Below are 24,657 nucleotides of genomic sequence, written 5' to 3'. Positions count from 1 at the left end.
ACTCACACCCACGTCCGGGGGCGGAAACGGTTGGCCCGCTCCACCAGTTCGATCCTCTCCTCGCCCCGCTGAGCGAGCCGGGCGAGCACCCGGTACGAGCGTTCCAGGCCGAAACGCAGGCCGCGCTCGTCCAGTTCGCTGCCGAGCAGCAGCCGCGTTCCGTCCGGAGCCGCTCCGGGACTACCGGAGAGTACCCAGTCCAGCGCCGAGCCGAGGACCTCGGTCTGCAGCCGCTCCCGGCGCACCGCGTCCAGACCGAAGCCGTGGAGCGCGCCGACCTGGGCCGCGGCTGCCGTCAGATCCGCGCCGAGCGGCTCGTGCGCCGCCCGCCGCCGCAGCCGCGCCCGTACGGCGGCGACCCGGGCGGCGGTGTAGTGGATGGACGCCTCCGGTACGGACTCCAGTGTGCGTACGGCTCCGGTGCGGTCGCCGGCCGCGAGCCGGACCCGGGCGAGCCCGAACGCGGCGCTCACATGGCTCGGGTCGGTCGCCCACACCAGGCGGTAGTACTCGGCCGCGTTGTCCAACTGGCCGAGCACCTCGGCGCAGATGCCGAGGGCCAGCTTGGGCGCGGGCTCCCCGGGGAACGCGTCGTAGATCGCGTCGAACGACAGCGCCGCGTTCTCGTGGTCGCCGGTCACCAGCGAGGTCACGCCCCGGTACCAGACGACCCGCCAGTCGTCCGGGTAGCGCTCCTCCAGGGTCGCCAGGGCCCGGCCGGCGGCGGCCAGGTCGTCCATCTCCAGGCGCGCCCGCAGCTCGCGCAGCCGCAGTTCGAGGGAGGGCGCGGGCGCGGTGTGCAGGGCGCTGATCAGTTCGGCCGGCGCGGAGGCCATCAGGGTGGCGAGGAAACCGGCGTTGGGGTCCCCCGGGTCCACCCGTGGCACCGGCAGCGCGAGCGACGCGGCCCGCCCGTCGAGCGGAGCGAGGAACGGGCCGTCCGGTACGACCCCGGGGCCGGCGCCCGCCTGAGCCGGCACCGGAAGCCCCGCCCCCTGAGCCGGAACGGCCCCGCCGGTCAGGGCCCCGCCGGTCAGGGCCCCGCCGGGCAGGGCCCCGCCGGGCGGAGGACCGGCCGGCAGCAGCGACGCCGGGGGCGCCGTGCGGCCTTCGCGCTCCGGCCCCCGCCCCCGGCCCCGCCCGCGCTTCGGCTCGCGCGCCCCCAGAGCCGAGACGTCACCCGTCAGCTCCGCGAACAACTCCGTGTCCGTGACCCGCAGTTCCACGCCGAACAGCGTCGAGAGCGCAGGGCGCGGGCGGCCCGTCTGGAGGGCGACGACCTCGCGCAGGACACCGGTCAGCTGCTCCGCCATCTCCTGCGCGGAGGCGAAACGGCGGGCCGGGTCGGGGTCCGTCGCGCGGACCAGGAAGCGGTAGAAGGACTCGTACGTCCGCAGGACCTCGACGTGGTCCGGGTCGGGAAGCGAGTCGACGAAGACGTTCGTGTAGCCCTGGAAGTCGAAGGTCAGCACGGCGAGCGTGCGTGCCACGGTGTACAGGTCGCTCGCCACCGAAGGGCCGACCTCGGCCACCTCCGGGGCCTGGTAGCCGACCGTGCCGTAGATCGCGGACTCGTCGTCGTCCATCCGACGGACCGCGCCCATGTCGATCAGCTTGAGCTGGTCCTCGGTCTGGATCGCGTTGTCGACCTTGAAGTCGCAGTACAGCAGGTTCCGGCTGTGCAGGTGCCCGAGCGCCTCCAGGGCCTCGATCCCGTACGCGCAGGCCTGCTCCACCGGCAGCGGGTCGCGGCGGCCGTCCGGTGTGCGGCGGTCGTTGGCGATCTCCTTGAGCGACTTGCCGCCGACGTACTCCATGACGATGTAGCCGTCGAGGGAGCCGGTGCGGGCGTCGAGGTGCTCGACGAAGTTGTAGATCCGGACGATGTTGGAGTGCTCGATCTCGGCGAGGAAGCGCCGCTCGGAGATCGCCGCCGCCATCGCGTCCTGGTCGCCGGTGTCGAGCAGGCCCTTGAGGACCACCCAGCGGTCGGAGACCGCCCGGTCGACGGCGAGGTAGACCCAGCCGAGGCCGCCGTGCGCGAGACAGCCCGCGACCTCGTACTGGCCGTGCACGATGTCACCGCCGCGCAGCTTCGGCACGAAGGAGTACGGGTGCCCGCACGTGGTGCAGAAACCTTCCGTACGGCCCGGCCGGTCACCGCGGGCACGGCCGACCGGGGCGCCGCAGTCGGAGCGCGAGCAGAATCGCTTCCGCTCGGGGACCTCGGGGTTCTCCATCACCGCCCCGCGTGGGTCGGGGCGCGGCACCTCGGGGATCGTCACCAGGCCGGCGCCCAGCCGGTTCCGGCCGGACTGCGCGGAGGACGAGCCGGAGCTGCGCACCGACACCGAGCGGCCGCTGGTGCCGCCCGACAGCGCGCGCGAGAGCCGGCCGGAGACCGACCGGCGCGAGGTCGAGGAACGGGAGGAGCGCGAGGACGCCCGGGAGGAGGCGCCCGAACCGGAGCGCGCCGAGCCGGACCGGCCCGACCCCGACGAACCCGGACCGGCCGCCGCCCCGCCCCTGCCCGGCACCGCCACGCCCGTCGGCGTCGATCGGAGCATGCCGCCGGCCGAGACGACGGGGGCGAGCCCGCAGGTGTCGCAGTACAGCTCGCCGCCGCCCATGTCCTCGTACGACCCCTCGCAGGAGGGACGCTGGCAGCTGCCCGCCCCGGACTCCCCGCCCATCCCGGACTCCCCGCCCATCCCGGACTCCCCGCCCATCCCGGACTCCCCGCTCACGACGGACTCCCCGCTCACCACTGACTCCCTCGGGCATCTCTCGGGCCGGACAGCACCTCGGCCGCCGCCTGCTGGTACCGCAGCACCGCCTGCTCGGCGACGCGCAGGTCGCAGGGCGCGCTCCACAGCATCCGGCGCGCCGCGTCGTACCGCTCGATCAGCAACGGATCCTCCGCCGCGCCGAGCCGGGCCACCTTCGCCTTGTACGCGTCGAGCCGGCCGCGCAGCTCGGCGCGGACCGCGAGCGGCGCGGTGACGGCGGTCAAGGACGCGCGGGCGCGGTGCAGTTCGTCCTCGGCCTCCTGCTCCAGGGACTCCAGGAGCGGCGAGAGGCGGTGCCACTGGGCGTGCCTGCGGTACTCGGCGGCCGTCGCCAGGCGCTCGTGGAGGGCCGTGGACGGGCCGCTGACGGCCGGCACCTCGGAGGCGGCGATCTTGGCGAGCACCTCGCCGCGCGCCACCCGCGCCTCGGCGAGCGTCCGGTCGGCGCGCGACAGGACGTCCCGCAGCCGCAGCAGCCGCTCCTCGGAGTCCTGTCGGACCGCGAGCACCGCCTCGATCTCCCGCCGGATGTCCTCCAGAGCGCGCGCGGCCCGGTCGTACCGCTCGGTGTCCGGCCGCCCGCCGCCCGGCGCCGAACTCCCGGCGGCGGGCCGCCAGAAGGCCAGCGGGTCGGTGACGACCTGGGACCGCAGGGCGGTCAGCTCGGCCGTGATCGCCGCCAGCTCGTCGCCCGCCGGATGCTCACCGGGCCGTACGCCGACGGAGTGCGCGAGCGAGCGCGTCCGCCCCAGTTCGGCCGCGAGGAGGTCTATCCGCGCGGGCAGCGCCGACCAGACGGCGTCGGCCGTCACGACCATGTCGAGCGAGGAGGCGTACAGCGCGTTCATCCGGTCGACCAGCGCCTCCAGCGTGAACCGCTCGGAGAGCCGGGCGGGACCGGTCGGTGCCGGCCCGTCGCCCTGCCGCGCCCCGCCCGCGACGTGCACGCTCTCGCCGCGCAGCCGCTCGGTCAGCTCCACCAGGTCCTCGCGGCTGGCCCAGCGCCGCCGCGCCCGCAGCTCACGGGCGGCGTGCAGGGCGCCGGTGTACGCGTCGAAGTACGTCCAGAGCAGGGTGATCGTGCGCTCGGTGGAGTGCCAGCGGTCCCGGGTGGTCCCGGTCAGCTCGGCTCCTTCCAGCAGCCTGCGGCCCGCGTGGTCCTGGAGCGCCAGCAGCGAGTCCTCGATCGCCTTGTGCTCCGCGCCGAGCCGCGCCAGCGCACGGTCCACCTCGTCCCGGTCCATCACCGGCCCGGGGGTGCCCGCGACGCCCATCGATCACCTCTCGCTCTACTTGTACAGGGGTGCGGGCGGCCCGGATATCCCGGGCAGGTCCGCCTTCAGCCACGCGTCGTACGCGGTCTTCCACGCGCTCCTGCGGTACTCGACGAGGACCTGGTTGACCCGGCGGACCAGGTCGTCGTTGCCGAGCTTGGCGGCGACTCCGTAGAACTCGGTGGTGAACGGCCTGCCCTTGAGTTCGACGGCCGGGTCCTGGGCGGCCTGGCCCGCCGCCAGCGCGTTGTCCGTGACGACGGCGTCGACCTCGCCCATCTGCAGCCGGGCCAGGCAGTCCAGCTGGTTCGGGACGGTGAACTGGTCCCGGTCCGCCCTGGTGCCGTCGCCCTCGTCCTTGAACGTGGCGCCGAAGGAGTTGTTCTCCAGGGCTTCGTACGCCGTGGAGCCCTCCGCCGTGCAGATCCGCTTGCCCGCGAGCGAGGAGTCGTACCCGGTGATCGAGTCGTCGTCCTTGGGCGCGAGGACCTGCTGGCCGGCCTGGAAGTAGGCGGTGGAGAACGCGACCTGCTGGATCCGCCTGCAGTTGATCGTCATCGTGCGGACGACGAGGTCGACCTTGCCGGAGTCCAGGGCCGCGATCCGCTGGTTGGTGGGGATCGTGCGGTAGATGATCGCGTCCTCGCTGCCGAGCAGATCCTTGGCGATCGCCTTGGCCAGCGTGATGTCGAACCCTTCCAGCTGTCTGCTCTCGGGGTTGAAGTACCCCCAGTTGTAGCTGTTCTGGTCGACGCCGACGACGAGCTTGCCGCGCGCCTTGATCGCCTGGACCGCCGGGCCGTCCCGGGTGTCCGGGGTGAGCGAGGCCTCCGGATCCTCGCAGGTGTCCGCCTTGATCTGCACGCCGGTGCCGACACCCGGGCCGGTCGACGGCGGCGCGGCCGCGGGGCCGCTGCCTCCGTGGGCGAGCGGCAGCAGGGTCAGCGAGGCCGTGAGGCCGCAGGCCACCGCCATCGCGGCGACCCCGCCCCAGCCGCGCGGGCGCGCCAGCGGGCGGCCGCGCAGGAGCCCGGCCGGGCCGCGCCTCCTCGCGCCGTCGACGCCCTTCCGCATCCCGCCCCCTCTCACCGGTACTCCGACAGCCTGCGGTTGATGCCCGTGATCGCGCCCACCGCACCGAGGACGGCGAGCCCGGCCGCGCCCAGCGGGAGGGCGGTGAGCGCGCCCCTGCCGCCCTCGGCGGCCTGGGTGAACTCGCGCTGCTCGTGGTCCAGGGCCTTCTTCAGAGCCGCGTCGACCTGGTCGAAGGACATGCCCGTGGACGTGTCGGGGCCGGAGTCGTCGTCCGGTCCGACGACGCCGGTGCGCGCGCCTTCGTAGTCGCCGGCGTTGTCCTTGTCCCGGGCCGCCTCGTGCCGCGTCTGCCACTCGGCCGTACGGTCCGTGGCGTCGGTCAGCGGAGCGCGTCCGGCGTCGTCGTCGGCGAGCTCCTTCGCCTCGGCGAGCGAGTCCGTCAGCGCCCTCATGCTTCCGGTGTAGTCGGTCTCGTACTTGTCGTTCTTGCCGTCGTCGGTGAGGACCGCGCCGCGCGCGACGAGCGTCAGGTTCTCGTTGGCCCGCGCCTTCAGGGAGCTGATCCGGGCGGTGTTGAGGACCTGCAGCGAGCTCTGTCCGTGCGCGCGGGCGTCGTTCAGGCCGGAGCGGGCGACGGTGTGCGCGGCGGCCAGCCAGAGCAGGACGACGACGGAGGCGGCGGTCGCGGCGAGCAGCCCCTGGTTGAAGACCCGGTTCGTCCGCGCGTAGCTGCGGCGCTGGGCCAGGACCAGGGCGGCGAGGGCGACGATCCCGACGGCGAGCGAGAGGAACGGCCAGGCGCGGGCGTCCTCGTCGTCCTGGGCGAGCCGCGCGGTCTCCGCCTCGTACAGGCGCTCGGCGGCCGGCAGCAACTGCGTGGTCATCTGCTGGTTCGCGTACCGCAGATAGGCGCCGCCGAGCGGCAGGCCCTGGCGGTTGGCGGCGCGGGCCCGCTCGATCAGGCCGGTGTAGCGGGGGAGTTGCTCGTTGAGGGTGGTGATCTCGCGGGCCGAGTCGGCCGAGCCGTCGGTGCTCGCCGCCGCCTTCACCAGCAGACGGGAGGCGGTGCTGATGTCGTCGCGGTACCGCTTGAGGAGGTCGGCGGGGTCCCGTTCCTTGGAGAGGAAGGCGCTCGCGGCGGCCGTGTCGGCGTCGGCGAGGGAGCGGTAGATGGCGGCGGCGTCGGCGCTCAGCGGCTGACTGCGGCTCACCACGTCGTCGGCGGAGGAGGCGCGGTCCGACACCTCGTAGGCCGTGACCGCCCCGAACGCGACGACCAGGAGGGCCAGGACGGCGCCGAGGATCTGCAGCCGGCCGGGCTCGGTCGTGGCGGCGCGGCGCAGCACCACCCGCACCTCCTCCCATGCCCCCCGTCCGCCGGGCACGCCGACGGGCGCGCGCGGGTCGGGCGACGCGTGCGGGGAGGCGGAGGCGGAGGCGGAAGGAGCCGCGCCGGGCGGTGACGCCTGCGCGGGCACGCCGGTCCCGGGCCGCTCGGGCGTGGTGCCCGGCGCCGAGGCGGCGGACGCATTCGGCGGGTGTGTCAACGTGGCCTCCCCCTCGGTCCGACGTTCCCGGCCAGCAGTATGGCCTCAGTGGCCCCACCCGCACACCGGGATTGACTGGATCTTGTACGTATCGTGCCCCATCGCCCGCCACCCCCGCGGGCGAATCCCCTGCCATGAATACGCTTCCCGGCCGCCGTCGGTTCCCCCGCGGACCCCTCACGAACGGGTGAACGACGACCGGGGCGCCCCCGCGAGGAGGCGCCCCGGTGTCACCACACCCGTGGGACGTCAGGCGTAGTGCTCGCGCAACCGCGCCGCGGCCCGCGGCCCGGCCGCCATCGCGTCCAGGGCGAGGAGCGCCGCACCGAGCACCGGCGGGGACGTGACCACCCCGATCACCGCCTTCGGCGCCCTGGCCGCCAGGAGTTCCGCGATCCGGCCGTCCAACTCCGGGTGGCGCGCGGCCAGCACGCTGCCACCCAGCATCACCGGCGCCTCCTCGTCGAGCAGTTCGAGCCGGCCCAGCGCGACCGTCGACAACGCGACGACCTCCTCGGCCAGCCGGTGCACCAGCGACCGGGCGACGGCGTCGCCCTCCACGCTCGTACGGAACAGCACGGGCGTCAGCTCGTGGCGCCGCTCGTAGGGGATGGCCCCCAGGTGCAGCGCCTCGATCAGCGCGTACATGGTCGGCAGCCCGAAGTGCGCGGGCAGCGTCCGCGCGAGGGCGGTCCGCTCACCCCGGCCGTCCTCCGCGCGGGCCGCGAACCAGAGCGCCTCCTCGGCGAGGCCGCTGCCGCCGCCCCAGTCGCCGGAGATCTTCCCGATCGCGGGGAACCGGGCGGTCCGCCCGTCCGGCAGCATGCCGACGCAGTTGATCCCCGCCCCGCAGACCACGGCGACGCCGCGCGGCTCGTCGAGCCCGGCGCGCAGGACGGCGAAGGTGTCGTTGTACACCCGGACCGAGCGGCTCCAGCCCCTCGCCTCCAGGGCGGTGGCCAACTCCGCCTCCTCCACGGGCAGGTCGGCGTTGGCGAGACAGGCCGAGACGTGCGCGAACTCCGACGGGAGGCCCGCCGCCGCGGCGGCGCGCCGCACGATCTCGGCCAGGCCGTCCAGGGCCTGCTCGACCCCCACCACGGGCGGCTGGAACCCCCCGCCGCGCGCCGTGCCGAGTACGGCCCCGTCCACCCCCACGACCGCCACGTCGGTCTTGCTGTTGCCCGCGTCGATCGCCAGGAGCGCGCCGCTGAGGTTCACGCCCACGCCAGGTGCTCCCGGTTGTGCGCGATCAGCCGGTCGGTGAGCCCGTCGGCGGCCGCGTACTGCCCGACCAGCGGGTGTGCGAGCAGCGCCTTGAAGACCCGGTCGCGGCCGCCGCGCAGCGCCGCCTCCAGGGCGAGGTCCTCGTACGCGGTGACGTGGGCGACAAGACCGGCGTACAGCGGGTCGAGCGGGGTGACCGGCAGGGGCACGGGGCCGTCCGGCCCGACCGCCGCCTGCACCTCGATGACGGCGTCGTCCGCGAGGAACGGCAGCGTGCCGTTGTTGTACGTGTTCACCACCTGGTACGGCGAGCCTCCGCCCGCCCGTCGCCCCTCACCACCGTCGACGGACGGCCCTGCGGGCCCGCTGCTCTCTCCGAGCAGGGAGGCCGCGAGGTCCACGGCCGCCTCCGAGTAGAAGGCGCCGCCCCGCTTCGCGAGCAGGGCCGGCTTCTCGTCGAGCGTCGGGTCGCCGTACATCGCCAGGAGTTCCTTCTCCATCGCGGCGACCTCGGCCGCCCGCGAGGGCTTGCTGCCCAGCTCCCGGACGACCTCGTCGTGCGCGTAGAAGTAGCGCAGGTAGTACGAGGGGACGACGCCGAGGCGGTCCACCACCGACAGCGGCAGGTGCAGGTCCTCGGCGATGGCCTCGCCGTGCGCGGCGAGCAGCCGCGGCAGCACGTCCTCGCCCTCCGGCCCGCCGAGGCGGACGCCGGTCTCCCAGGTCAGGTGGTTGAGCCCGACGTGGTCGAGGTGGATCGCGGACGGAGCCACGTCGAGCAGCTTCGCGAACTTCCGCTGGAAGCCGATGGCCACGTTGCACAGGCCGACGGCCTTGTGGCCGGCCTGGAGCAGCGCGCGCGTGACGATGCCGACGGGGTTGGTGAAGTCGATGATCCAGGCGTCCGGGTTGGCGCGCCGGACCCGCTCGGCGATGTCCAGGACCACCGGCACGGTCCGCAGCGCCTTGGCGAGGCCACCGGCGCCGGTGGTCTCCTGGCCGACGCAGCCGCACTCCAGCGGCCAGGTCTCGTCCTGGTTCCGGGCGGCCTGGCCGCCGACCCGCAGCTGGAGCAGGACGGCGTCGGCACCCTCCACCCCGGCGTCGAGGTCGGAGGTGGTGACGATCTTCCCGTCGTGGCCCTGCCTGGCGAAGATCCGCCGGGCGAGCCCGCCGACCAGTTCCAGACGGTCGGCGGCCGGGTCGACGAGGACCAGTTCGGTGATGGGCAGGGTGTCGCGCAACCGCGCGAATCCGTCGATCAGTTCGGGGGTATAGGTGGAGCCGCCCCCCACGACAGCGAGCTTCATAGTGTTCGGCTAGCCCTTCACTCCGGTCAGCGTGACACCCTCGACGAACGCCTTCTGGGCGAAGAAGAAGACGAGGATCACGGGGGCCATGACCAGGACGGTCGCGGCCATGGTCAGATTCCAGTCGGTGTGGTGCGCGCCCTTGAAGGACTCCAGGCCGTAACTCAGCGTGTACGCCGCCGGGTTCTCCGAGGTGTAGATCTGCGGTCCGAAGTAGTCGTTCCAGCAGTAGAAGAACTGGAACAGCGCCACGGCGGCGATGCCGGGCTTCGCCATCGGGAGCACGATCCTGAGCAGGGTGCGCAGTTCGCCGCAGCCGTCCAGCCGCGCGGCCTCGATGTACTCGTCGGGGATCGTCAGCAGGAACTGACGCAGCAGGAAGATCGCGAAGGCGTCACCGAAGGCCATCGGGACGATCAGCGGCCACAGGGTGCCGGAGAGGTCCATCTGCTTGGCCCAGAACAGGTACATCGGAATGATGATCACCTGCGGCGGCAGCATCATCATCGAGATGACGAGCAGCAGCGACAGATGCCTGCCACGGAAGCGGAACTTGGCGAGCGCGTACGCGACGGGGAGCGAGGACACCACCACGAGCGCGGTGCCGAGCCCCGCGTACAGCAGGGAGTTCTTCCACCAGTCCAGGAATCCCGGGGTCCGGAAGACCCGGACGTAGTTGTCCCAGTGCCAGGTGTTCGGCGTGAGGTCCCGGGTCAGCGCCTGCTGGTCGCTCATCAGCGAGGTCAGGAAGACGAAGACGAACGGCAGCACGAAGAACAGCGCCGCGGCAATCCCGAGGGAGTGCACGGCGATCCAGTGCAGCAGCGCCTTGCGCCGTGCCGTCTTCTCGGCGGCCCCGGCGGGCGCCTGCTCCACGGGACGGTCGAGCGTCGGTACGGGGGTTACGGAGGAGGACATGGTCAGTCACCCGAGCCGATCAGGCCGCCCCGACGGCGCATCAGCAGCGCGGTGCAGGCCATGGAGAGGGCGAACAGGACGAGGGCCACGACGCACGCCGCGCCGTAGTCGAAGCGGCCGAAGCCGAGGTTGTAGACCAGCTGCGGCAGAGTCAGTGTCGAGTCGTCCGGATAGCCCGGCTCGAAGGTCTGGCCGGAGCCGCCCATCACGCCGGACGCCACCTTCGCCGCCACGATCGGCTGCGTGTAGTACTGCATCGCGCCGATGATCCCGGTGACGACCGCGAAGAGCACGATCGGCGAGATGTTCGGCAGGGTGACGTAGCGGAAGCGCTGCCAGGCCGAGGCCCCGTCCAGCTCCGCCGCCTCGTACTGCTCCTTCGGTACGTCGAGCAGCGCGGCCATGAAGATGACCATCAGGTCCCCGACGCCCCAGACGGCGAGGACGGTCAGGGCCGGCTTGGCCCAGGCGGCGTCGTTGAACCAGGAGGGCGCGGGGACGCCGACGGCCTCCAGGAGCGAGTTGACCGGTCCCGTGCCCGGGTTGAGCAGGAAGACGAAGGCCAGCGTCGCGGCCACCGGCGGGGCCAGGTAGGGCAGGTAGAAGAGGGTCCGGAAGACTCCGGCGCCCGTCTTGATCTTGGTGATGAGCATGCCGATGCCGAGGCCGAAGACCACCCGGCAGGCGACCATCACGACCGCCAGCCAGAGGGTGTTCCGCATCGCCGGCCAGAACTTCGGCATGTCCGCGAAGACGTACGTCCAGTTGTCCAGGCCCCGCCAGGACGGCGGGTTCAGACCGTCGTACTTCATGAAGGAGAAGTAGACGGTCGAGACGAGCGGGTACGCGAAGAAGACGCTGAAGCCGATCAGCCAGGGCGACATGAACGCCGCGGTGCGAAGCGCGTTGCGCACGCGCTTCGACCGCAGCGCCGCCTGACGCCCGTCGAGGGTTTCGGAGGACATGAGGTGGTCGGTCCCGGTCCTACTTCGCCTGCGTGATGTCGCGGTCGATCTGGGCCGCCGTCTCCTCAAGGCCCTTCTTCAGGTCCTTGACCTGGCCCTTCTCGTACTTCTGCGCGAAGTCCTGGAAGGTGTCCTGGTACGTGGAGCCGTTCACGGCGCCGTCGGAGGTGGAGGACTCGGGGTGCTGGGCGATGTCCAGGAAGACCTTGAAGTTCGCGTCGGCCTTCAGCTTCGGCGACTTCAGCGCCTCCAGGGTGGAGGGGACGTTGCCGATGCCGTTGGCGAACTGCACCACCGCCTCGGTGTCCATGGTCATGTACTTGACCAGTTCCCAGGCCGCGTTCTGCTTCCTGCTCTGCGGCGCGATCCCGATGACCGTGCCGGAGAGGTAGCCCTTGCCGTACTCGGCCACCTCGTCGTCGGCGACCGGCAGCGGCGCGACGCCGACCTCGAAGTCGACCTCGGCGTCCTTGATGAAGTTCAGCCGCCATTCGCCGTCCAGCTGCATGGCGACCTGACCGGTGTGGAAGGGGTGCTTCGCGCCCCACTCGTCGCCGAAGGTGGTGCGGTACTTGTCCAGCTTCGCGAACCCGCCCAGACCGTCGACCAGCGACTTCTGGTACGTCATCATCTCGGCGAACCCGGGGTCCCTGGCCAGCAGCGACTTGCCGTTCTCGTCGAAGTACCGGTGGTTCCACTGGGACATGTAGTGCGAGGGGACGGTCTCGTAGCCGAGGTAGTTCGGCATGAAGCCGAGCTGCTCGTAGCTGTCGCCCTTCTCCTTGGTGAGCTTCTTCGCGACCTGGGAGAACTCCGACCAGGTCTTCGGCGGGGCGGTGATGCCGGCCGCCTTGAAGGCGTCCTTGTTGTAGTAGAGCCCGTACGCGTCGGAGAGCAGCGGCAGCGAGCAGCGCCTGCCCTCGAACTGGGTGTAGTCCTGAAGGACCTTCGAGAAGGTCTTGTCCAGGTCCACCTTGTCCTTCTCCAGGAAGGGCCCCAGGTCCGCGAAGGCGCCCGAGTGGCAGAACTTGCCCACGTTGGAGGTGGTGAAGGAGGCCGCCACGTCCGGGCCGTTCGAGCCGCCCGCGCGCAGCGCCTGGCTCAGCTTGTCGTCGTTGATGTTGCCGACGATCTTCACCTTGATGTTCGGGTGGGCCTTCTCGAAGCGGGCGACGTTCTCCTGGATCGCCTTGGCCTCGGAGGGCGCCGACCAGCCGTGCCAGAAGGTGATCGTGGTGGCGGCGTTCGGGTCGTCGCTCGCCTTGTCGTCCGCCGAGCCCGTACAGGCCGAGGCGAGAAGGGCGACGGAGGCGGTGGCGGCGAGCGCGACGGCGGCTCTGCGCGTGCGTGCGGGCATGACAGGACTCCCTGGGGCGGACGGAGGCGGGAACACAGCGGGGGTAGGAGAGCGCCGGCGGTACGGGACGGCCTAGCGGGACGTGTCGAAGACCTCGTCGCGGGTGGTCGCGAGGGCGCTCTCCAGCGCCCCGCGCAGGACGGGGTCCCGGTCCACGCGGCCGAGGACCAGCCGGGGTCGCGAGGCGGCGAGCTCGGCCAGTTCGGACTGGACGCGCTCGCGGAGCGGCTCCCCGCCGGCGACGGTCACGTCACCGGAGAGGACGACGAGTTCGGGGTCGAGCACGGCGACGAGCGAGGCGAGACCGGTGGCGAGGCGTTCGGCGTACCGGTCGAGCAGCTCCGCGTACCGGGGGTCGTCGCCGTGGTGGGCGGCGGCGTGGCCGAGCAGCCGGGCCGCGGTGGACACGTAGGGCTGCTCGGCGGTCTCGATGCCGAGCGACTTGGCGATCCGGGGGACGGACTGGACGCCGGCGAGCTCCTGGAAGCCGCCGGAGTTGGCCTTGGTGACCTGCCGGACGAGCGGGGTGCCGGGCACGGGCAGGAAACCGACCTCGCCGGCGCCGCCGGTGAAGCCGCGGTGCAGCCGGCCACCGAGGACGAGGGCGGCGCCGAGGCCCTCCTCGTTCCACAGCAGCACGAAGTCCTCGTGGTCCCGGGCGGCGCCGAGGCGCTGCTCGGCGACGGCCACCAGATTGACGTCGTTCTCGTACTCGAACGGCATCGGCAGCACGGCCGCCAGCTCCTCCAGGAGCGTGGGGGAGTGCCAGCCGGGCAGGTGGGAGGCGTACCGCAGCCGGCCGGTGGCCGGGTCGAAGGCGCCCGGCGTGCCGATCACGAGCCGGTGCACGTCGGAGCGGGTGATCCCGGCGTCCTTGACGGCGCCGTCGAGGGCGGTGGTGACCTGGCGGACGACACCGCCGTCGTTCCCCCGGCCGGGGGTGGGGAGCTCGAACTCGCCGACGATCGTGCCGGTGATGTCGGCGACGGCGGCGCGGATCCGGTGCGGGCTCGCGTCGATGCCGGCGGCGAAGGCGGCCCGGGCGTTCACCGCGTACAGCTGCGCGCTCGGCCCCGGCCGTCCCTCGGTCGTCCCGGTGGCGACGACGAGCCCCGCGGCCTCCAGCCGGGCGAGCAACTGGGAGGCGGTCGGCTTCGAGAGTCCGGTGAGCTTCCCGATCCGGGTCCGGGACAGGGCCCCGTGCTCCAGGAGCAGATCAAGGGCGGCGCGGTCGTTCATGGCCCGCAGCACGCGCGGGGTGCCGGGGGTTCCCGGGGTCGTACCGACCATGGCGACGCACCTGCCTCTGCACTGTTAGGAAGGTTTCCTATTCGGTGGGAGGACGGTAGGGCGGCCCTCAGGGGGACGTCAATACCCGAGCACGCGCGAAGCCCCCGAAGGCAACCAAAGCGTTACCTGCGGGGGCTTCGTGGGCGGGACGCGTTACTTGTTCAGGTCCGTCTTCGGGAGCGGGCTCGCGGCCATGCCCTGGGGGGTGGTCGCCGACGCGTAGGCCGAGGGGGCCGCCATGCCCGCCGTCGGGTCCGCGGCGGCCTCGTCCGCCTGCGCCGGGAGGCCGCCGACGATCCGGATGCCGGCCGCGTCCAGGCCGTGCTTGATCCGCCACCGCAGCTCGCGCTCGACGCCCAGCGACTTGCCCGGCATCGTCTTCGCCGAGACCCGGACGGTCATCGAGTCCAGGAGCACCTCGGTCAGGCCGAGGATCTCCACCGGACCCCAGAGCCGCTCGTTCCAGGGCTCTTCCTTCGCCATGGACGCCGTCGCCTCGTCGATCACCGAGCGCACCCGGTCCATGTCCTCCGTCGGGCGGACCGTCACGTCGACCGCCGCCGTCGCCCAGCCCTGGCTCAGGTTGCCGATCCGCTTGATCTCGCCGTTGCGGACGTACCAGATCTCCCCGTTGTCGCCGCGCAGCTTCGTCACCCGCAGACCGACCTCTATGACCTCGCCGGAGGCGACCCCCGCGTCGACCGAGTCGCCGACGCCGTACTGGTCCTCCAGGATCATGAAGACGCCCGACAGGAAGTCCGTGACCAGGTTCCGCGCGCCGAAGCCGATCGCCACACCCGCGACACCGGCCGAGGCGAGCAGCGGCGCCAGGTCGATCTGGAAGGCGCCGAGGATCATCAGCCCCGCCGTGCCCAGGATCACGAACGACGCCACCGAGCGGAGCACCGACCCGATCGCCTCCGAGCGCTGCCGCCGCCGCTCGGCGTTGACGAGCAGTCCGCCGAGGGCCGTGCCCTCCACCGCCTGGGCGGAGCGGTTCATCCGCTCTATCAGTTTCGTCAGCGCACGGCGGATCGCCATGCGCAACAGCAGGGCGACGACCAGGATGAGCAGGATCCGCAGGCCGGTGTTCAGCCAGGTGGACCAGTTCTGCTCCACCCAGCCCGCGGCGTTCGACGCCTTCTCCGCCGCCTCGTCGAGGGTGACGGGGACCTTCTGCGGATCGTCGGCGGTCTGCAGGGCGGACCAGGGCACGGGGAACCTCCAGGCGTGGCGTACGCGAGCATCCACACTAACGGGGCACACGACGTGCTCCGGTTGTGCTGTTCGAGGGAGAGACCGACCTCACGCGGGGATGTACCAGGAGCCGATGCCGATGTGGTCGAGAACACTCCAAGCCCGTTACGGGTACGTGGTGGCGCTCCGACCAGGCATGAGGAGAGACTGAGAGCAGTTCGTCCCGGCGCGAGCCACGCGCCGCCGGCGTATTAGGAGGCATCCGTGCCGCATGTCCTGGTCCTCAACGCGTCGTACGAGCCGCTCGGCGTCGTACCGCTCCGCCGCGCGCTCGTCCTCGTCCTCGAGAACAAGGCACTCTGCCTCGAGGAGTCCGGCGCCTTCCTGCACAGCGAGACCCGCGTCATCCCCGCACCCAGTGTGGTCCGGCTGAAGCGGTTCGTGCGGGTCCCCTACCGGGGGCCCGTTCCTCTGACCCGCCGAGCCCTCTTCGCCCGTGACGGCGGGCGGTGCATGTACTGCGGTGGCGTCGCAACCAGCGTCGACCACGTCATTCCGCGCAGCCGCGGGGGCACGCACGCCTGGGAGAACGTGGTGGCGGCCTGCCGCCGCTGCAACCACGTCAAGGCCGACCGCCATCTGCACGACCTGGGCTGGCGGCTGCGCCATCAGCCCGCGCCGCCGAGCGGCCTGGCCTGGCGGATCATCGGGACCGGACACCGGGACCCACGCTGGCTGCCGTACCTGCAGCCGTACGGCGCGGACGACGTGATGGCCCGGATCGACGCCGTCTCCACCGCCCCCACGGGGGCCGTGAAGACGGGTTGAGCCGGGCCTTCGTCGTCCCTGCCGGTCTCCGTCACGGGGGGCGCCTCCTGGAGGCGCCCCTCTCCGGGCTGCGCGGACGGCGCCGACGCGGGTCGTGCGCGGACGGCGCCGACGCGGGTCGTGCGCGGACGGCGCCGACGCCGGTCCAGTGCGGACGGCGCCGACGCCGGTCCAGTGCGGACGGCGCCGACGCCGGTCCAGTGCGGACGGCGCCGACGCCGGTCGCGTGTCTACCGCGGTGGTACGGGACGCTCCGGGCGCTGCGGCTCCTCGGCGCGTGCCGGGGGCTCGGGTGTGGCCGGCGGGGCGACCGCGTACGTCTCCACCGACCACAGCGAGTAGCCGTACCGCGTCGCCCGTGCGTCGCCCTGGACCCGCAGGAAGCGGGTGTCCGCCGCGTCCATGCGGACGCTCTCCCGGCCGCCCCGGCCGTCGGCGACCGTCGCCGCGGTGCGCCAGGTGCGTCCGTCGGCGGAGACCTGGACGCGGTACCGGGTGGCGTACGCGTCCTGCCAGTGCAGCACCACCTGACCTATCCGGGCCGGGCTCGTCAGCTCCAGCTGCCACCAGGCGCCGTCCTCGGCCGGGGAGGACCAGCGAGTCGCCGGATCGCCGTCCAGGGCCGAGACCGCAGGGAAGTCGGGGGTCTCGTCGCCGGAGGACGAGGCCGTCGCCGTACGGGCAAGGTCCGGGCCCGCCGTGCGAGGGAAGGCGCGGACCGTCAGGACCCGCTCCTCGCCCGCGAAGGAGACCGGCACCTCGTACGAGCCCGCGGGCACGTCCGGTCCGACCGACACCTGGAGCGGCACCGACGCGCGCGTGCCGCGCGGGATCCTGGCCTCCTTGGGCAGCCGTACCTCGATGCCCTTCGGCGCCCGCGCCGTCAGCGCCCCGCGCACCTCCTCGGCGCTGCGGCCCACCAGCCGGACGTCCACCCGCTGCGCGGGGCCGCCGATCTCGGCGTCCGTCGAGGCGCGGGCCAGCTCCAGTTCGGCGCGCGGCTCGTCCGCGAACCACGGCACGAGGGAGCGCACCCGGGGTACGGAGCCGTCCGTACCGTTCCACGCGATCCGGACCGCCTCCGCGCGCAGCCCCTTCAGGTCCGTCTGCGTCCAGCCGCTCGGGGAGACCGGGCCCAGCGCCCGCCACCCCTCACCCGGGACGTACGCCTCCACGCGCGCGGAGTCGCCCGACCCCGGTTCCGTCATGACGGTCACCGTGTCCACGGGCCGTGAGCGGTCCAGGCGGACGGTGTACGCGTCCGGCTCGACGTCCACGTCCACGTCGGCCGCCCGGTCGGCCCGGCGGTCGCGGTCGGCGCCCGTCCAGGCCGCCGCCTCCGTCACCGCGCGGGTGAGGAAGGGGTCGAGCACGCCCGGCCCGACGGTCGCCCCGCTCGCCCGCAGCGCCTCGCGCAGCGGCTCGAGACGGAGCTGAGCCTGCCAGGCGGCCGCGCCGTCGCCACGGGCCTGGGCGAGCAGCATGTCGACCGCGGTCTCGCCCGCGAGGCCGTAGCGCGACAGCTGGTCGAGCCAGGGCCCGACCTCGTCGTCCAGGGCGCCGTCGGCGGTCGCGGCCAGCCGGCCGGGGGCCTCCCGCATCACGGTGAACGCCGCCCGCAGCTCGCGCGCCGCCTTCTCCCGTGCGGCCGGGTCCTGGGACGTGCGGGTGTTCCAGAACGCGCTCATCAGCGGCTTCAGGTACGCCGACTCGCCCGCCGGGTCGAGCAGCGAGGAGGCGTCGTTGCCGGCGAGCGCCCGCAGCGCCTCGCGGGCGGCCGGGTTCGGTCCCGCCAGATCGTCGACGGCGGCCCGCCAGGACTCCTGCGGCCGGTATCCCCGGGGGTTCCAGGCGTAGTCGGCGGCGGTGAAGAGCGGGATGCGGGAGGCGGCCGGCTGCTCCATCGCGTTGGCGAGGAACGCGGCGGAGCCCGCCGCCACGGCCGGTTCGCGGCCCATGGCGGGGCCGAGGAAGAGCCGGTCCTGGGCGTAGTCGTTGACCGGGTAGTTGTCCATCGTGACCAGCGGGTGGCGCAGCGCCTGGCGGGCCCCGGCCAGTTCGCGCCCGGAGATGGTGCGCGGGACGGCGCCGACGCCGGTCCAGGCGACCTGCACCCGGCTGTCGAGACCGGCGGCGAGCGCCGTGCGGTACGCGGTCGCGCCGTCCTGGTAGTACTCCGTCGGCATCAGCGTCAGCGGTTCGGCGTCCGGGTGCCGGTCGGCCAGGTGCCGGGCCACCGCGTTCGCCACGCGCGCGTGGGCGGTCGCGCCCGCCTCGGGGCCGCGCCCGAAGGTGTTCCTGTCCTTCGAGCAGTGCCACTCGCTGTAGCTGACGTCCTGGAACTGGAGCTGGAAGGAGCGCACCCCCAGCGCCCACATCGCGTCGACCTTGCGGGTGAGCGCCTTCACGTCGGCGTCCGATGCCAGACACATGGACTGGGCGGGCGCCACGGCCCAGGCGAGGGTCACGTGGTTGGCGCGGGCGCGCTCGGCGAGCGCGCGGAACTCGGCGCGCCGCTCGGCCGGGTAGGGGTCGCGCCACTGGGACTGGCGGTACGGGTCGTCGCCGGGGGCGTAGAGGTACCGGTTCTGCTTGGTGCGGCCCATGAAGTCGAGCTGCGCCAGCCGCTGTTCGTGGCTCCAGGGCCGGCCGTAGAAGCCCTCGGTGAGGCCGCGCACGGCGGTGCCGGGCCAGTCACGCACGACGACACCGGGGATCCGCCGCCCGTCGCCGTCGCCGTCGGCGCCGTTCGTCCGTCCGCCGCCGGACCTTCCGCCGCCGGACCTCCCGTCGCTCGCCTGCCCGTCGCTCGCCTGCCCGTCGCTCGCCTGCCCGTCGCTCGCCTGCCCGTCGCTCGCCTGCCCGTCGATCAGCTGACGGAGCGTCTGGACCCCGTGGAAGAGCCCGTCCGTGCCGACACCGTCCAGGGCGACGGTGTCCCGGCCGGCCACCCGGCCCGTCGCGAGCCGGTAGCCGCCGAGCGGCAGGTCCTCCCGCTCGGCCACGCGCAGCGCCCGCAGAGCGTCCCCGGACGCCGCGGGGCCCAGGCGGAACACCGGACCGCCGCCCGGCAGGGTCGTGTGGACGGTCCGTACCCCCGCCGTCCGCAGCACCTCGCGGAGCGCGGCGACGGCGTACGGATCGGCCTCGGGGCCCGCGAGCAGCGTCACCTCGGCGCCGAGCCGTACGGACGGGCCCGCGGTCCGCAGGGACTGCGGGCGCGGCCACACGGCCGGTTCGCCGGGGCTCTGCGGGACGCCGGGCGTGGTGACGGGGGTGACCGGTGCGGCCTGGGCGACGCCGGGGGCGCCGCCGCCGAGGAGTCCGCCGATCACCGCGGCGGCCACGGCGGTCGCCGTCCGCTTCCTGCGCCCGAGGTGCACGCGAACTCCTCTTTCCCGCGGATGACGTCGCCCCGACCCACCGGGTGGGTCACGAGTGGGTCACGAGCCCACCACCCGTGCGGCGGGGGTGTCAATGCGCGTGGTCGAAGTGTCGGATTTGCCCGGCGGGCTTTCGGCGAGGTGGCGCTCTTCCGGCACGTTCCGCCGGTAAAAGTGGGTTCGGTGGGTAGGGCTCTGTCGTTCACCTGTCGAGACGAAGCCGGGAGTACCCCCGTGACCGTGATCACCCCCCACACCATCGACATACCCATGGCGAAACAGGGCCCGCTCACCAGCGAGCCGCCGCTCTTCGACGCGGCACCGCTGACCAGCGAGCCCCCGCTCGCCGATGCCGCGCCCCTCACCAGCGAGCCGCCGCTGACCTCGGCGGCCCCGCTCACCAGCGAAGCCACCGCCCTGTGGACCACGGGCGGCACGGAGTACCCCGCGGCGTGACCGCCGGGCCGCCGGGCCGGCCGCCACCACCGACGCAGACCTCTGGAGTGTGAAGTGACCCTGGCCCGCCTCGCCGCCCTCCACGGTGTCGCCACCGCGTACGAGCCCTCCGCGGGGGTCACCGTCCAGGTGCCCGACGCCACCGTCGTGGCCGTCCTCGCCGCCCTCGACGTCGACGCCGGTACCCCGGAGGCGGTCGCCGCCGCCCTGGAAGCGGCGCGCGTCGCCGAGGATGCCCGGCTGCTGCCCCCCACCCTGGTGCGCCGGCAGGACGGCCCCGCGGAGCTGCCGGAGGGCCTCCCTCCCGGCACCCGGCTCCGGGTGACCACCGAGTCGGGCGAGACGGCCGACTGGGCCGACCTGGACGGGCTGCCGCTCGGCGTCCACCGGGTCGAGGCGCTCGCTCCGGACGGGCGCGCCGACGCGGGCACGCTGATCGTCGCCCCCGCGCGCGTGCCCCGGCCCGAGCGGCGGGCCTTCGGGCTGCTCGCCCAGCTGTACTCGGTGCTCTCCGGCCGCTCCTGGGGCATGGGCGACCTCGGCGACCTGCGCGAACTCGCCACCTGGGCGGGCCGGACCCACGGCGCCGGGTTCGTCCAGGTCAACCCGCTGCACGCGGCCGTGCCCGGGGCGCCCACCGACCCCTCCCCGTACCGCCCGTCCTCCCGTCGCTTCCCCGACCCCGTCCATCTGCGGATCGAGGACGTCCCGGAGTACGACTTCGTGGACGCCCGGTACCGCGACGAGCTGGAGGCGATCGGCGCGGACGCCGCCGAGCTGCGCGAACGGGTGCTGCGCAAGGGCGCGTTGATCGACCGGGACGCGGTGTGGGAGCTCAAGCGGCGCGCCCTTGAGCTGGTGGCGACGGTCGAACTCGGTCCCGGCCGCCGCGCCGCGTACCGCGACTTCCTCGCCGAGCGCGGCCGCGCCCTGGAGGACCACGCCACCTACTGTGCCCTCGCCGAGCGGCACGGCCACCACTGGCGGTCCTGGCCCGCGGAGCTGCGTGATCCGCGCTCGGCCGCCGCGGCCGTCCGCGCCGACGCGGAGTTGACGGCCCGGGTGGACTTCCACTGCCGGCTGGCCTGGCTGACGGACCAGCAGCTGGCCGCCGCGAGCACGGCCGCCCGGGAGGCCGGGATGGCGGTCGGGATCGTCCACGACCTCGCGGTCGGCGTCCATCCCGACGGCTCCGACGCCTGGGCGCAGCAGGACGCGTTCGCCGTGGGCATGTCGGTCGGCGCCCCGCCCGACGCCTTCAACGCGCGCGGCCAGGACTGGGGCCTGCCGCCCTGGCGCCCGGACGCCCTGGCCGCCTCCGGCTACGCCCCGTACCGCGGCCTCCTGCGGGAGCTGCTGCGGCACGCGGGCGCGCTGCGGATCGACCACGTGATGGGCCTGTTCCGGCTCTGGTGGGTCCCCGAGGGCGGCGAACCCACCCAGGGCACATATGTCCGTTACGACGCCGAGGCGATGCTCGCGGTCCTGGCCCTGGAGGCCCACCGGGCCGGTGCGCTCGTCATCGGCGAGGACCTCGGCACGGTCGAGCCGGGCGTCCGCGAGCGGCTCGGGCGGCGCGGGGTGCTCGGCACGTCCGTGCTCTGGTTCGAGCGGGACTGGGCGGGCACGGGCCGGCCGCTGGCCCCCGAGGAGTGGCGCACCGACTGCGTGGCGACGGCCACCACGCACGACCTGCCCTCCACCGCCGCCCGGCTCTCCGGCGACCACGTGGCCCTGCGCCACCGGCTCGGGCTGCTCACCGGCGACCTGGGGCAGGAACGGGCCCTGGACGCGGCGGAGGTCGGCGACTGGCTGACGTACCTGGAGCGGCTCGGGCTGCTGCCGGAGGGCCCGGGCGACGAGGAGGCGGAGGTGCGGGCCGTGCACCGGTTCCTGCTGCGGACGCCGGCCACGATGGTCGGGGTGTGGCTGCCGGACGCGGTGGGGGACCGGCGCCCGCAGAACCTGCCCGGGACCTGGGACCAGTACCCCAACTGGCGGCTGCCGGTGGCCGGCCCGGAGGGCCAGCCGATGGCCCTGGAGGAGCTGGCCGCCTCGCCCCGGGCGCACCGGCTGCTCGCCGTCCTCGCGCCGCTCGCGGGATCCCCCGCCGGGGCGCACGGAGGGTCCCGTACGGCACCCCCGGACGCGCGGCCCGTTTAGGTGTTCGCTACGTTTGCACCGTGGACAAGAAGAACGCCCTGCGCGCCGGTGCTGTCGCGGCCGGTACGACGCTGATGATGCTGCTCATGTCGTCTCCCGCGCTCGCGCTGACCCGCGACGACGGTGACGACCCGGCCCCCAAGCTGAGTGTCGTCGAGACCCTCGGTCTGTTCGTGGCCGCGCCGATCGTGCTGTTCCTGGTGATCGCCGGTCTCGTGATGGTGCTCGACAAGTCCAAGAAGGCCTGAGGCTCCATCGCTCCACGAGGGCGCCGCACCGGTACGCAGGTACCGGTGCGGCGCCCTCGCGTGTGCCCGGGGACCGGGCGGCGGGGCCCGTTCACACCACCGTCGTCGCGAGGAGCTTGCGCAGCAGGCCCGCCAGCTGCTCCGCCTCCTCGGGCGTGAGCGCGCTCTCCAGCGCTTCCCGCTGCTGTGCGAGACCGGCGCCGACGGCCTGGTCGACCAGTTCCCTGCCGAGCTCGCTGAGCGTGACCCGCAGCGCGCGCCGGTCCTTCGGGTCGGGGCTGCGGCTGAGCAGGCCCGCCTTCTCCAGCTTGTCCAGCCGGCCCGTCATCCCGCCCGTGGTGATCATCAGCGTCGCGGTGAGTTCGCGCGGCGAGAGGGTGTAGGGCTCACCCGAGCGGCGCAGGGTGGCGAGGACGTCGAACTCCCCGAGCGACATGCCCCCGTAGGGGGAGTACGCCGTGTCCACGCGGCCGCGCATGGCCGCCGCCAGCCGGTAGATCCGCCCGAAGACGGCCATCGGGAGCGTGTCCAGGTCGGGGCGGACGACCGCCCACTGGTCGGCGATGGCGTCGACGGCGTCGTGCGTCGGGGCTGCGGTGGTCTCCATGACAAAAGTATCTCACGGGAAAGCCTCTTGCCAGTAAGTAGCTTATTGCTAAGCTACTTACCAACAAGCAGCTCGGGGCCGTCGCTCCGGGCGGAGGGGGGATCCGTCATGTCCCGTAAGGCCGCCGTCGTCGCCCTGACCGCACTCGCACCGATCTCCTGGGGCTCCACCTACTTCGTCACCACCGAGTTCCTGCCGCCCGACCGGCCGCTCTTCACCGGGTTGATGCGCGCGCTGCCCGCCGGACTCCTGCTGCTCGCCCTCACCCGCAAGCTGCCGCGGGGCGCCTGGTGGTGGAAGGCGGCGGTCCTCGGAGCGCTCAACATCGGTGCCTTCTTCCCGCTCCTCTTCCTCGCCGCCTACCGGCTGCCCGGCGGGGTCGCGGCGGTCGTCGGCTCCGTCGGCCCGCTCTTCGTGGTCGGTCTGGCCGCGCTCCTCCTCGGTGACCGACCGACCGTGCGCTCCCTGCTCACCGCCGTCGTCGCCGCCCTCGGTGTCAGCCTCGTCGTCCTGAAGGCGGGCGCGGGACTCGATCCGGTCGGCGTGCTCGCCGGGCTCCTGTCGGCGCTCTCGATGTCCGCCGGCGTCGTCCTCACCAAGCGCTGGGGCCGCCCCGAAGGGGTGGGCGCGCTGGCGCTCACCGGCTGGCAGCTCACCGCCGGCGGCCTGGTCATCCTGCCGATCGCCGCCCTGGTCGAGGGCGCCCCGCCGGCGCTGGACTCCACCAACCTGCTCGGCTACGCCTACCTCGCCCTCGGCAACACCGCGATCTCGTACTTCCTCTGGTTCCGGGGGATCGAGCGGCTGAGCGCCTCCTCGGTGACCCTCCTCGGCCCGCTGTCGCCGCTCACCGCGGCGGTCGTCGGCTGGGTGGCGCTCGGTCAGGCACTCGGTCCGGTGCAGCTCGTCGGCATGGCGATCGCCTTCGGGGCCACCCTGTTCGGCCAGCTGGCCCCCCGCGCACCCCAGACCCCTCGCGCACCCCAGGCCTCTCCCGCACCCCAGACCCCTCGCGCACCTTTCAGTTCAACTGAACAGAAGACTCAGAAAGTTTCGATGGACCTGGAGGTTTTCTCGGTGCGACGGTAGAGGCCACACCGACAGAAGGGACCACCGTGGCACTCCTGGACCACGTCCGCACCACCCGGCTCGGCTCCGCCGCCCCGCGCCTCCTCGCGCGGGGCTCCGGCGTGGGGCTGCTCCTCGCACTGGTCGCCACGGTCGTCTGGTCCGGCAGCTTCGTCACCTCCCGCGCCCTGCACGACTCCGTTCCGCCGGTCCAGGCCGCCTTCTGGCGCTGGATCGTCGCGATCCTCGCCGTCGCCCCCTTCGCGATCCGCGAGACCTGGCGGCAGCGCGCGCTGATCCGCCGTCACCTCGGCTTCGTCACCCTCGCCGCGCTGCTCGGCGTCACCGTCTACAACACCCTGGTCAACCAGGCCGGACTCACCACCTCCGCCGGCAACATGGGCATGATCATGGCCGCCTCCCCGGTCCTCATGGCGGTGTACGAACGCCTCGGCGGCGCCCGGCTCGGCGCCCGCCGGGTGGCCGGCATGCTGATCGCCTGCGTCGGCGTGCTGCTCCTGGTCGGCGAGGGGGCCCTGCCCACCCGGCTCACGGCGGGCGACCTCTGGATGCTGGCGGCGGCGGTCAGCTTCGCCTCGTACAGCGCCCTGCTCAAGCGCCGCCCGGCCGAACTGGGCGGCCTGGCCTTCCTCTTCACCACCTTCGTCCTCGGCGCCCTGATGCTCCTGCCGGCCTACGGCGTCAGCCTCGCCGCCCAGGGCGGCTTCGAGCCCACGACGGGCACGGTCGGCCCCCTGGTCTACGTCGGCGTCCTCTCCTCCGCCGTCGCCTTCTTCGCCTGGAACAAGGCCATCGCCCTGATCGGCGCGGCCCGCGCCGGAGTCGTCTACTACCTCCAGCCGGTCTGCGTGGCCCTGCTCTCCTACGCCCTGCTCGGCGAGGAACTGGGCCTCCTCGGCGGCGCCTGCATGGTGCTCATCCTGGGCGGCGTGGCCCTGGCCGGCGCCCGGGGGAGGTGACCCCCGGTAGGTTGC

General features: G+C 73.4%; 19 protein-coding genes. 6 read left to right on the top strand and 13 right to left on the bottom strand.

Features of this window, described 5'->3' with window-relative positions:
* Nucleotides 1-2: 2 nt before the first annotated feature.
* The 11 genes from ACIPPS_RS23125 to ACIPPS_RS23075 form a co-directional block, all read right to left on the bottom strand.
* Nucleotides 3-2,693 (bottom strand): tetratricopeptide repeat protein, encoded by a 2,691-nt coding sequence (locus tag ACIPPS_RS23125; RefSeq protein ID WP_401435810.1) that lies wholly within the window; start codon nucleotides 2,691-2,693, stop codon nucleotides 3-5.
* Nucleotides 2,694-2,761: 68 nt separating this feature from the next.
* Entirely contained in the window at nucleotides 2,762-4,063 is a 1,302-nt protein-coding gene (locus ACIPPS_RS23120; RefSeq protein WP_401435152.1) for a hypothetical protein, read from the bottom strand.
* A gap of 15 nt (nucleotides 4,064-4,078) precedes the next feature.
* Nucleotides 4,079-5,137, bottom strand: coding sequence for a glutamate ABC transporter substrate-binding protein (locus ACIPPS_RS23115; protein WP_401435149.1), 1,059 nt, complete (start codon nucleotides 5,135-5,137; stop codon nucleotides 4,079-4,081).
* Between the two features lie 11 nt (nucleotides 5,138-5,148).
* Nucleotides 5,149-6,645, bottom strand: a complete 1,497-nt coding sequence (locus ACIPPS_RS23110; RefSeq protein ID WP_401435147.1) for a hypothetical protein — start codon at nucleotides 6,643-6,645, stop codon at nucleotides 5,149-5,151.
* Between the two features lie 249 nt (nucleotides 6,646-6,894).
* Complete coding sequence (locus tag ACIPPS_RS23105; RefSeq protein ID WP_401435145.1) at nucleotides 6,895-7,872, bottom strand: N-acetylglucosamine kinase; 978 nt, start codon at nucleotides 7,870-7,872, stop codon at nucleotides 6,895-6,897.
* On the bottom strand, nucleotides 7,863-9,182 hold the full coding sequence (locus tag ACIPPS_RS23100; RefSeq protein WP_401435142.1) for a 6-phospho-beta-glucosidase: 1,320 nt from the start codon (nucleotides 9,180-9,182) through the stop codon (nucleotides 7,863-7,865). The genes ACIPPS_RS23105 and ACIPPS_RS23100 overlap by 10 nt, the downstream gene beginning before the upstream one ends.
* A gap of 9 nt (nucleotides 9,183-9,191) precedes the next feature.
* Nucleotides 9,192-10,100, bottom strand: a complete 909-nt coding sequence (locus tag ACIPPS_RS23095; protein WP_401435140.1) for a carbohydrate ABC transporter permease — start codon at nucleotides 10,098-10,100, stop codon at nucleotides 9,192-9,194.
* A 2-nt stretch (nucleotides 10,101-10,102) separates the two neighbouring features.
* Complete coding sequence (locus tag ACIPPS_RS23090; protein WP_401435138.1) at nucleotides 10,103-11,065, bottom strand: carbohydrate ABC transporter permease; 963 nt, start codon at nucleotides 11,063-11,065, stop codon at nucleotides 10,103-10,105.
* 19 nt (nucleotides 11,066-11,084) lie between these two features.
* Nucleotides 11,085-12,422: an ABC transporter substrate-binding protein gene (locus ACIPPS_RS23085; protein ID WP_401435136.1), complete on the bottom strand. Its 1,338-nt coding sequence runs from the start codon at nucleotides 12,420-12,422 to the stop codon at nucleotides 11,085-11,087.
* Between the two features lie 72 nt (nucleotides 12,423-12,494).
* Complete coding sequence (locus ACIPPS_RS23080; protein WP_401435134.1) at nucleotides 12,495-13,712, bottom strand: ROK family protein; 1,218 nt, start codon at nucleotides 13,710-13,712, stop codon at nucleotides 12,495-12,497.
* 153 nt (nucleotides 13,713-13,865) lie between these two features.
* A complete protein-coding gene (locus ACIPPS_RS23075; RefSeq protein WP_401435132.1) occupies nucleotides 13,866-14,927 on the bottom strand; it encodes a mechanosensitive ion channel family protein in 1,062 nt (353 codons plus the stop codon).
* 246 nt (nucleotides 14,928-15,173) lie between these two features.
* On the opposite strand from ACIPPS_RS23075, the gene ACIPPS_RS23070 reads away from it, so the two are divergent.
* Nucleotides 15,174-15,737 (top strand): HNH endonuclease, encoded by a 564-nt coding sequence (locus tag ACIPPS_RS23070; protein ID WP_315893268.1) that lies wholly within the window; start codon nucleotides 15,174-15,176, stop codon nucleotides 15,735-15,737.
* A gap of 230 nt (nucleotides 15,738-15,967) precedes the next feature.
* Here ACIPPS_RS23070 and ACIPPS_RS23065 read toward each other — a convergent pair whose 3' ends face one another.
* A complete protein-coding gene (locus ACIPPS_RS23065) occupies nucleotides 15,968-19,120 on the bottom strand; it encodes a beta-N-acetylglucosaminidase domain-containing protein (RefSeq protein ID WP_401435129.1) in 3,153 nt (1,050 codons plus the stop codon).
* Between the two features lie 270 nt (nucleotides 19,121-19,390).
* On the opposite strand from ACIPPS_RS23065, the gene ACIPPS_RS23060 reads away from it, so the two are divergent.
* From ACIPPS_RS23060 to ACIPPS_RS23050, 3 genes are read left to right on the top strand one after another with little or no spacing between them, the layout of a single operon-like run.
* On the top strand, nucleotides 19,391-19,576 hold the full coding sequence (locus ACIPPS_RS23060; RefSeq protein WP_401435807.1) for a hypothetical protein: 186 nt from the start codon (nucleotides 19,391-19,393) through the stop codon (nucleotides 19,574-19,576).
* Between the two features lie 54 nt (nucleotides 19,577-19,630).
* Nucleotides 19,631-21,739: a 4-alpha-glucanotransferase gene (malQ, locus tag ACIPPS_RS23055; RefSeq protein WP_401435126.1), complete on the top strand. Its 2,109-nt coding sequence runs from the start codon at nucleotides 19,631-19,633 to the stop codon at nucleotides 21,737-21,739.
* A 20-nt stretch (nucleotides 21,740-21,759) separates the two neighbouring features.
* The gene (locus ACIPPS_RS23050; RefSeq protein ID WP_361966042.1) at nucleotides 21,760-21,987 is read left to right on the top strand and encodes a hypothetical protein; all 228 of its coding nucleotides are present in this window, start codon (nucleotides 21,760-21,762) and stop codon (nucleotides 21,985-21,987) included.
* A 91-nt stretch (nucleotides 21,988-22,078) separates the two neighbouring features.
* Here the strand turns inward: ACIPPS_RS23050 and ACIPPS_RS23045 are convergent, their stop codons facing one another.
* On the bottom strand, nucleotides 22,079-22,594 hold the full coding sequence (locus ACIPPS_RS23045) for a MarR family winged helix-turn-helix transcriptional regulator (RefSeq protein ID WP_401435122.1): 516 nt from the start codon (nucleotides 22,592-22,594) through the stop codon (nucleotides 22,079-22,081).
* Between the two features lie 108 nt (nucleotides 22,595-22,702).
* Here ACIPPS_RS23045 and ACIPPS_RS23040 point away from each other — a divergent pair, with 108 nt between their 5' ends.
* Nucleotides 22,703-23,683, top strand: a complete 981-nt coding sequence (locus ACIPPS_RS23040; protein ID WP_401435119.1) for an EamA family transporter — start codon at nucleotides 22,703-22,705, stop codon at nucleotides 23,681-23,683.
* Between the two features lie 35 nt (nucleotides 23,684-23,718).
* Nucleotides 23,719-24,642 (top strand): DMT family transporter, encoded by a 924-nt coding sequence (locus tag ACIPPS_RS23035; RefSeq protein WP_401435804.1) that lies wholly within the window; start codon nucleotides 23,719-23,721, stop codon nucleotides 24,640-24,642.
* The last annotated feature ends 15 nt before the right edge of the window (nucleotides 24,643-24,657 follow it).

This window comes from Streptomyces sp. NPDC090127, from assembly GCF_044746945.1.
Classification (GTDB): domain Bacteria; phylum Actinomycetota; class Actinomycetes; order Streptomycetales; family Streptomycetaceae; genus Streptomyces.
Note: the sequence above shows the minus strand (reverse complement) of the source record. Positions and strands in the feature narration are given on the sequence as shown.